The following is a 7,598-nucleotide window of genomic DNA, read 5'->3' as shown; positions in this document are numbered from 1 at the left end:
CACCTGGCCCCGCCGCCCCGCCGCCGGAGCCGCCGGCCGGCCGCGATCGCCAGGGTGGGCGGCGTCCGCCCGACGTCGGCCCCCCGCCGCCGCTGCCGTCCTCACCCGGCGTGCGCGGCTTCCGCGACATCACGGCCGACGCCAACGATCTCGGCGGTGCCGCCGCGCAGGCCAGCCGCGCCGCGCGCCGCACCTACGCCAACGTGCCCTCGCCCTCGCCGGAATTCGACCGGCTGGAGCCGAGCCTGGAAAACCGCGCCGGCGAGACCGAAGCGCCCTATTCCTACGACGAGTCGATCGAGGAGGCCGAGCGCTACGCGCCGCAGCCGCCGTCGCCGCGTCCGCGCATCGCCCCCGATCGCGACGTCAAGAAGCGCGCCCGCACCGGCTCCGCCTTTCCGTTCAAGAGCGCGATTGCCGTCGGCATCGTGCTCATCCTGGTCGGCGCCGGCATTCTCTGGGGCAAGCAACTGGTCCAGATCGTCAACGGCTTTCTCAAGCCGTCCGCGACGCAAGTTGCTGACACGCCGACGACGCCGGCGCAGCCGCAGAGCAAGCCCAAGATTCCCGATCGCGTCGGTCAGCCCTCGGCGGACCAGCCGGTCGCGCCGGTGGCGCAGAAGGTCGTGCTCTACGACGAGGATCCGTCCGATCCGAAGGGCAAGCAATATGTCGGCTCGGTGGTGTGGCGGCTCGAGCCGATCAAGGCCTCGGGCAACCAGAAGGCCGACGTCGCCGTGCGCGCCGACATCGAGATTCCCGACCGCAAGTTCAAGATGACGATGTCGTTCCGCCGCAACACCGATTCCTCGTTGCCGGCGAGCCACACGGCGGAGCTGACCTTCATCCTGCCGCAGGATTTCCCCGGCGGCAGCGTCTCCAACGTGCCGGGCATCTTGATGAAGTCGAACGAGCAGGCCCGCGGCACGCCGCTCGCCGGCCTCGCGGTCAAGGTCACCGACGGCTTCTTCCTGGTCGGCCTCTCCAATGTCGACGCCGACCGCGCCCGCAACGTCCAGCTCCTGAAGGAGCGCTCCTGGTTCGACGTGCCGCTGGTCTACGCCAACCAGCGCCGCGCCATCATCGCCATCGAGAAGGGCGCCCCCGGCGAGCGCGCCTTCAACGACGCCTTCGCGCAGTGGGGCGATTGAGGCTCTTCTGTCATTCCGGGGCGCGCGAAGCGCGAACCCGGAATCCATTTCACCGCGTACATGCCGCCCGATGGATTCCGGGCTCGTGCTTCGCACGCCCCGGAATGACGTCCGAGAGGACTACTGCGCCGCGGCTTCCCGCTTGCGCGATGCCGCGGCGGCGGCGTGCTGGCGGTCCATCACGGCGCGGCAGCCGGGGCTGACCTGCGCCTTGTTCCGCACCATGCAGGCGGTGATCCGCGGGATGTCGGGAATCTCGCTGGAGCACAGCCGCATGGCGTCACCCGAGCACATCTGCTGGGCCTCTTGCGTGAAGGCGAGACTGGGTGAGGTCTGGAGAGCGAAGGTGGTGGCGACTGCGAAGAGCGAAGCGATGGTCTGAAGGCGTGTCATGTGGAATGGATCCCCGAGTTCCCTTAAGGCTTGAGCCGCTTGGTTTTGGGGCGCCGCACGCGGCTTGATCTGCCGCATGTCGCAGCCTTCACATCGGGAGCTTCGATCCCGCGTGTGGTCGCTCGACTTCTTGATGCTCGAATCGAAAGTGCTGCGCCGCCCGAGCGAAGTATGCGCCATTGTCACGCGCCCGCAATGGCCGGCACAAAGGAATTCGCAATTGTTGCACGCCAGTCACGTCGCGCGATCGGATCAGCCGATCGGAGACGCTTGTTCCTCATCGCTCGCGCCGAGAGCGGCGGCGTGCTCCTCGACAGCGGTAACGCCCTTGGGCGTCAGCTCGAACAGATCGCCGTCTTTCATCACGTAGCCGTCGGCGATCAATTGCCCCATCTTGCCCTGCGGGTCGTCGGCAAAGGCAACGGATTGGCTGATGTCCCGCAGGATCGAGAGCTCTTCGTCGTGCAACATGGCGTCACTCTCCGTTCGCGGGTATGGGTCCGTCCTCACATGCCGTGGCTCTGAAACACCTTGCTGCAGGACTTCGACAGCTTGGCCCGGTTGGCTTGCAAGCAGCTCTGCACTGCGCCGTCATTTCCGAGGTCCTTGCGGCAGAAGCGTTGCGCATCGCGCGTGCAGGCCTGCCGCTCCTGCGGGGTGCCCATATGGCCTTGGGCCAGCGCGGGTGCCGCCGGCAGGCTGCTCAGGGCCGCGAGCGCAATCGTCGCCAGGAGAAGTCTGGCCGGGAGTAATTTGCGGGCCATTAGTCTAGCGGCTCCAGTCTGCCAGGGTTGAATTCAGGTCCAGCATGAACTCATCGCCTTGCCACTTGTTCCCCTTAAAGGAGCCCGGCGCCCGCTGTTCAAGGTTCCCGCTGCGCTGCTATAACGCCTGCAGAGTGTGAGGTGCTTGATGAAACGCTATCTGGTATTTGCGCTGGTCGTCCCATTCATCGGCGGGTTCCTACTGCTGCTGACGACGACCTACCAGTCCGGCTATTGGGCCCAGACCAACCTCGGCGAGGTCGGCAAGCTGTTCGCGGTGTTCTTCAAGACGCTCCAATACAGCTACCTGTTCGGGTTCTTGCCTGCGCTGATGATCGGCGCAGTCGATGACATCCTGATCCACATCCGCCGGATTGGGCCGGTCTTGCGGATGCTCCTGGTCGGCCTGTTCGCCTTCGCTCTGGCCTCGCTCACCCACAGCTCGCGCGGGCCGGATTCGGGCGCGGTGCAGTTCATCCTGTACGGGCTCGTCGGTTTCGTGCCGGCGGTGATTTCATCCTGGCTGGTGCATCGCTACGTCGAGGAGCCGCAAGCCGCGCCGGTGCCGACCTGACGCGCGGCGTTCGGGCGCGGCCGCAACCTCCGCCGCGCTGGCGCGTTCACTGAAGGCCATGGCCATGCAAGACGACGACATCCTCGCTCCGCGCAAATCCCGTTCCGGGAGCGGCTCGCATGCGCGCTTTTCGCGCGACGAGGCGCGCGGCCCGATCATCGACCAGGACGGCCACGAGATCAGGCCGGAAAGCCTGGAGCAGGGATTTCGCGAGTTTCGTTTCGAGTTCGGTCAAGGCAGCCCGTTCGGCAATCTGACGCGCGAGCAGCGGATCGCGCGGCTCGAGGCGATCGCCAAGCTGCTCGACGTCGCCTTCATCCTGCCTGGCACCAACATCCGCTACGGCATCGACGGGCTGATCGGATTGATTCCCGTCGTCGGCGACATCATCACCACCGCGATCTCGCTGTGGCTGGTGCGCGAAGCCCGCGCGCTGGGCGCGCCCTGGCACATCACGGCGCGCATGCTCGGCAATGTCGCGGTTGACGGCGTGGTCGGCCTCGTCCCGTTCGCGGGCGACGCCTTCGACGTCATGTTCCGCGCCAACACGCGCAACGTCCGCCTGCTTCAGCGCTGGCTGGACAAGCAGCCGCGGATGTAGCCTGGCTGAGAGCGCTCGCCGCGAGTCCGACTGGTCGACAATGCGCTCCATCTCCCAGAGTCGTCATTGCGAGCGCAGCGAAGCAATCCAGAATCTTTCCGCGGAGGGACGCTGGATTGCTTCGCTGCGCTCGCAATGACGGATGAGAGATAGCGGGTGAGAAAGCCCAAAACACAAAAGGCGCGACGACCTTTCGGCCATCGCGCCTTCTGCGCACATCGAACTTTGTTGCGAAAGCTTACGCCGCGTCGGCGTCGGTCTCCGCGGCCGGGGCCGGCTTGGGCCGGCGGGGCAGCGGGAAGGCATCGCTCTCGTACAGCGAGCGGATGCCGTTCTGGTCGAAGCGCGCTTCCTCGACCTGGAGATAGGCGCCGTTCAGCGAGTCCGTCGGCAACTGCTCCATCGCGAACTGCACGGCCTCGGCCGCAGTGCCGAACCGCCGATAGGTGAAGCCCGCGCGCTTCTTCTTGCGGATGGCGGCGGGGAAGAGCTCGGCGGAGGTGTTGAAGTTGAACGGACGCAGTGGACGCATGGTCAAAGACCTCGTGATCTTCTCTGGGGCTTTAAGCGCGTGGGGTTGGGGAGGGCAGGGGCCGCAATCGAGCGGGCCCGCCGCATGTCGTTGTCGCCCTCTAATATAGGCCGATTTGACAAAAATGCGACCCCCGCGATGCGAGATGATGAATCAGCGCATGGCAGCCCCGCGGAGACGAAACTTATCAATGTTTCAATGACTTATATGGCTTAAACTTTGCCAAGAAGCAGCAGCACGACCAGGATCACCAGCACGACCCCGCCGATCCCGATGCCGGAATGGCCAAGGCCATAGCCGTAGCCGCCGAACCGGCCGGACAGGCCGCCGACGAGATAGATGATCACCAGGATGATCAGGATGGTCCCAAGCGCCATGGCATCCTCCCTGGCGGCCACCGAAATGCGATGATCGGCCGCACCGCCAGAGCAGAAAAGCACATCGCGCCGCCGGGTTCCATGGGGGAACCCGGCGGCGGGCTTGGGTTTATTTGGGCTCGAGCTTCAGGGCCGCGGAATTGATGCAGTAGCGCAGGCCGGTCGGCCCGGGGCCGTCGGGAAAGACGTGGCCGAGATGGCCGCTGCATTTGGAGCAGAGCACCTCGGTGCGGATCATGCCGTGGCTGGTGTCCCGCTCCTCGTCGATGTGGCTCTCGACCGCGGGCTGGGTGAAGCTCGGCCAGCCGCAGCCGGAATCGAACTTGGCATCCGACTCGAACAGCACATTGCCGCAGCCGGCACAGACATAGGTGCCGGCACGGTGGTCGTGCTCATATTCGCCCGAGAAGGGACGCTCGGTCGCCTTCTCGCGCAGCACGGCGTATTGCATCGGCGTCAGCTCGCGCCGCCACTGCTCTTCACTCTTGATGACCTTGTCGTCGGTCGCTTTCGTCTTGGTGTCGGGCATGGGTCTCCCGTTGCTTTGGGGATCTCGCGATCAGTTGGTGGCCTTGCCGGCATTCACCAGCGTCGGCTTCTCGATGTAGTTATCCGCGAACAGCTTTTTCAGGTTCTCGACCTTCGGAATGTCGTTGAAGGCGATGTAGGGCTGGTTCGGGTGCAACGTCATATAGTCCTGGTGATAGGCCTCCGCCGGGTAGAACGCCTCCAGCGCGCCGACCCTGGTCACGATCGGCTTGTTGAACACCTTGGCGCCGTTGAGCTGGGCAATATAGGCCTCCGCGACCTTCTTCTGCTCGTCCGACGTGGTGAAGATGGCCGAGCGATATTGCGGGCCGACGTCGGGACCCTGGCGGTTGAGCTGAGTCGGGTCGTGCACCACCGAGAAGTAGATCTGCAGGATCCTGCCGTAGGAGATCTTCTTCGGGTCGTACTTGATCTCGACCACCTCGGCATGGCCGGAGCGGCCGCTCGACACGGTCTTGTAATCGGCGGTCGCCTTGGTGCCGCCGGCATAGCCGGAGACCGCGTTGACCACGCCTGCGGTGTGCTGGAAGACGCCTTGCACGCCCCAGAAGCAGCCGCCGGCGAGCACGGCGGTCTGGACGCCGCTCGCGGGCGCCGCGTCCAATGTAGGGGCTGGGATCACGACCGCCTCCTCCGCGGCCCGCGACGGCATCACGAAAGCCAGCGTCAGGGCGGTGGTTGCGGCGAGCAGGGTGGCGAGGGCGGTTCGGCGCATGGCATCCTCTTTCGGAAGGGCTGACAGTCTAGGGCGGTCGGGACCGGGCGAACAGCCTGCCCGGCCGCGTTTTCGCATCATCCGAGATACGGGCCGTACCGCAGATTGTTACGCCGGGGCGGACACGAGACCGTGAGGACGCGGCTGACGCGGCGACGGGCCGGCTTGGCGGGATGCGGAACTCCGCGCTAGATGAACCGGCGCGATCGGTGATCGACCAAATGGTGGCTGGAGCTGGCCTGACAATATGCTGCGCGTCGTACTCCTGATCCTGGCCGTCCTCGCCGCCGGCACTTGCTTTGCCGCGGCCGATCCCCGAGCCGGCGACGATCTCGCTTTGTGCCGCGACCGCCAGGCTGAGCTGCAGGCCCGCGCCGCCGCCTGCGAGAATCTGCTGAGCGCCGATCGCCTCACCGCCAAGGACAAGGCGATCGCCCTGTCCGCGCGTGGCAATGTCCTGCTCAACAAGCGCGACCATGTCCACGCGATCGAGACGCTGTCCATGGCCATCGACCTCGATCCCGACAACGTCGTCGCGCTCAACCTGCGCGGCCTCGCCTATGAGCGGAGCGGGCAGGAGGATCTCGCGATGGCCGACTACAATCTCGCGCTCCGGAAACGCCCGGCCTATGGCGTTCCCTACAACAACCGCGGCGTCATCCACGCGCGCCGCGGCGCGCTGCAGAGCGCGATCGACGATTTCAGCCTGTCGATCAAGTACACCCCGAAATTCCTGCTCGCCTGGACCAATCGCGCCCGCGCGCGCACGCTGTTGAAGGATTTCGACGGCGCCATCGCCGATTTCGCCGAGGCCGAGAAGATTGATGCGGCTGCGCCGCAGATCGCCGGCAACCGCTGCGTCACTTACGGCATGATGGGCAAGTTCGACCGCGCCCTGGCCGATTGCAATGGCCTGATCGAAAAGCAGCCCAGGAACGCGTTCGCGATCAACAACCGCGCCGACGTCAACATGATGAAGGGCGATCTCGACGCCGCGCTGAAGGATTACAACACGGTCATCCAGATCAACCCGAACAATGTCCGCGCCCATTCCGGCCGCGGCCAGATCTACGAGCGCAGGAAGGATCTCGCGCAGGCCCGCGCCGATTATCGCGCCGCCGCCTATTCGCTGACGAGGTTCGACGAGACCGAGGTTGCGCGCGCCCGCGCCATGGCGCAGGAGCGGCTCGCCGCCCTGACGCCGAAGGAGGCGGCGAGCGCGACGACCGGCCGTCGCGTCGCGCTGGTGGTCGGCAACGGCGCCTACAAGAACGTCCATGCGTTGCCAAATCCACCGCGCGACTCGAAGCTGATCGCCGGCGTGCTGCGCGACCTCGGCTTCCAGACCGTGATGGACACCAGGGACCTCACCCGCGATGCGTTCTTCCAGACGCTGAAGGCCTTCGCCGAGGAAGCGGAAAAGGCCGATTGGGCCATGGTGTATTATGCCGGCCATGGTTTCGAGATCGGCGGGGTGAACTATCTCGTTCCGGTCGACGCCAAGCTCACCGCCGACAAGGACGCCGAGACCGAGGCCGTCGCGCTCGAGCAGGTGATCGCCGCGGTCGGCGCGGCGCGAAAAGTGCGTCTCGTCGTCCTCGATGCCTGCCGCGACAATCCGTTCGCGCCGGCCATGCAGCGCACGCTGTCGCTGAAGCTGGTCGAGAAGGGCTTTTCTAACATCGAGCCCGGTGCGGGCTTCATGGTCGTCTACGCCGCCAAGCACGGCCAGACCGCGATGGATGGCGATGGTAGCCCCAACAGCCCGTTCGCCACCGCGCTCGCGCGCGAGATCAAGCAGCCGAAGGTCGAGATCCGAAAATTGTTCGACATCGTCCGCGACGACGTCTGGGCCGCGACCAGGCACGAGCAGCAGCCGTTCACCTATGGGTCGCCGCCCGGGCGGGAAGATTTTTACTTCGTCGCGGGGAAGTAGCCGCGC

Annotated in this window: 11 protein-coding genes; 4 read left to right on the top strand and 7 right to left on the bottom strand. The window is 65.8% G+C overall.

What is annotated here, in order from left to right; translation table 11 throughout:
- Window positions 1-1,151: hypothetical protein (locus tag I6F31_RS17720; RefSeq protein ID WP_225158492.1), on the top strand; the 1,151-nt coding region annotated here is incomplete at its 5' end.
- 120 nt (window positions 1,152-1,271) lie between these two features.
- Here the strand turns inward: I6F31_RS17720 and I6F31_RS17715 are convergent.
- From I6F31_RS17715 to I6F31_RS17705, 3 genes are all read right to left on the bottom strand, one after another.
- Complete coding sequence (locus I6F31_RS17715; protein ID WP_035998968.1) at window positions 1,272-1,544, bottom strand: hypothetical protein; 273 nt, start codon at window positions 1,542-1,544, stop codon at window positions 1,272-1,274.
- Window positions 1,545-1,796: 252 nt separating this feature from the next.
- The gene (locus I6F31_RS17710) at window positions 1,797-2,015 is read right to left on the bottom strand and encodes a hypothetical protein (protein ID WP_035998908.1); all 219 of its coding nucleotides are present in this window, start codon (window positions 2,013-2,015) and stop codon (window positions 1,797-1,799) included.
- 35 nt (window positions 2,016-2,050) lie between these two features.
- Window positions 2,051-2,308, bottom strand: coding sequence for a hypothetical protein (locus I6F31_RS17705; protein ID WP_225185830.1), 258 nt, complete (start codon window positions 2,306-2,308; stop codon window positions 2,051-2,053).
- Between the two features lie 148 nt (window positions 2,309-2,456).
- On the opposite strand from I6F31_RS17705, the gene I6F31_RS17700 reads away from it, so the two are divergent.
- Together I6F31_RS17700 and I6F31_RS17695 are read left to right on the top strand one after the other, a co-directional pair.
- Window positions 2,457-2,882: a DUF5413 family protein gene (locus I6F31_RS17700; RefSeq protein WP_035998913.1), complete on the top strand. Its 426-nt coding sequence runs from the start codon at window positions 2,457-2,459 to the stop codon at window positions 2,880-2,882.
- Between the two features lie 58 nt (window positions 2,883-2,940).
- The gene (locus tag I6F31_RS17695) at window positions 2,941-3,483 is read left to right on the top strand and encodes a DUF4112 domain-containing protein (RefSeq protein WP_225185829.1); all 543 of its coding nucleotides are present in this window, start codon (window positions 2,941-2,943) and stop codon (window positions 3,481-3,483) included.
- A gap of 238 nt (window positions 3,484-3,721) precedes the next feature.
- On the opposite strand, the gene I6F31_RS17690 is transcribed toward I6F31_RS17695, so the two are convergent.
- From I6F31_RS17690 to msrA, 4 genes are all read right to left on the bottom strand, one after another.
- Complete coding sequence (locus I6F31_RS17690) at window positions 3,722-4,015, bottom strand: hypothetical protein (protein WP_024337713.1); 294 nt, start codon at window positions 4,013-4,015, stop codon at window positions 3,722-3,724.
- Window positions 4,016-4,227: 212 nt separating this feature from the next.
- Window positions 4,228-4,392: a DUF3309 family protein gene (locus tag I6F31_RS17685; protein ID WP_035998916.1), complete on the bottom strand. Its 165-nt coding sequence runs from the start codon at window positions 4,390-4,392 to the stop codon at window positions 4,228-4,230.
- A gap of 109 nt (window positions 4,393-4,501) precedes the next feature.
- A complete protein-coding gene (msrB, locus tag I6F31_RS17680; RefSeq protein ID WP_035998918.1) occupies window positions 4,502-4,921 on the bottom strand; it encodes a peptide-methionine (R)-S-oxide reductase MsrB in 420 nt (139 codons plus the stop codon).
- 30 nt (window positions 4,922-4,951) lie between these two features.
- Window positions 4,952-5,656 (bottom strand): peptide-methionine (S)-S-oxide reductase MsrA, encoded by a 705-nt coding sequence (msrA, locus tag I6F31_RS17675; protein ID WP_225185828.1) that lies wholly within the window; start codon window positions 5,654-5,656, stop codon window positions 4,952-4,954.
- A 247-nt stretch (window positions 5,657-5,903) separates the two neighbouring features.
- Here msrA and I6F31_RS17670 point away from each other — a divergent pair, with 247 nt between their 5' ends.
- On the top strand, window positions 5,904-7,592 hold the full coding sequence (locus I6F31_RS17670; protein WP_225185827.1) for a caspase family protein: 1,689 nt from the start codon (window positions 5,904-5,906) through the stop codon (window positions 7,590-7,592).
- Window positions 7,593-7,598: the final 6 nt, after the last annotated feature.

Origin of the sequence: Bradyrhizobium sp. NBAIM01, assembly GCF_020194115.1 — a bacterium.
Classification (GTDB): Bacteria; Pseudomonadota; Alphaproteobacteria; order Rhizobiales; family Xanthobacteraceae; genus Bradyrhizobium; species Bradyrhizobium yuanmingense.
This window is presented reverse-complemented; position numbering and strand designations above follow the sequence as displayed.

Excerpts from the sequence above, each read along its gene's own strand:
- I6F31_RS17715 (WP_035998968.1), bottom strand. The coding sequence starts at position 1,544 with ATGACACGCCTTCAGACCATCGCTTCGCTCTTCGCAGTCGCCACCACC.
- I6F31_RS17710 (WP_035998908.1), bottom strand. The coding sequence starts at position 2,015 with ATGTTGCACGACGAAGAGCTCTCGATCCTGCGGGACATCAGCCAATCC.
- I6F31_RS17705 (WP_225185830.1), bottom strand. The coding sequence starts at position 2,308 with ATGGCCCGCAAATTACTCCCGGCCAGACTTCTCCTGGCGACGATTGCG.
- I6F31_RS17700 (WP_035998913.1), top strand. The coding sequence starts at position 2,457 with ATGAAACGCTATCTGGTATTTGCGCTGGTCGTCCCATTCATCGGCGGG.
- I6F31_RS17695 (WP_225185829.1), top strand. The coding sequence starts at position 2,941 with ATGGCCATGCAAGACGACGACATCCTCGCTCCGCGCAAATCCCGTTCC.
- I6F31_RS17690 (WP_024337713.1), bottom strand. The coding sequence starts at position 4,015 with ATGCGTCCACTGCGTCCGTTCAACTTCAACACCTCCGCCGAGCTCTTC.
- I6F31_RS17685 (WP_035998916.1), bottom strand. The coding sequence starts at position 4,392 with ATGGCGCTTGGGACCATCCTGATCATCCTGGTGATCATCTATCTCGTC.
- msrB (WP_035998918.1), bottom strand. The coding sequence starts at position 4,921 with ATGCCCGACACCAAGACGAAAGCGACCGACGACAAGGTCATCAAGAGT.
- msrA (WP_225185828.1), bottom strand. The coding sequence starts at position 5,656 with ATGCGCCGAACCGCCCTCGCCACCCTGCTCGCCGCAACCACCGCCCTG.
- I6F31_RS17670 (WP_225185827.1), top strand. The coding sequence starts at position 5,904 with ATGCTGCGCGTCGTACTCCTGATCCTGGCCGTCCTCGCCGCCGGCACT.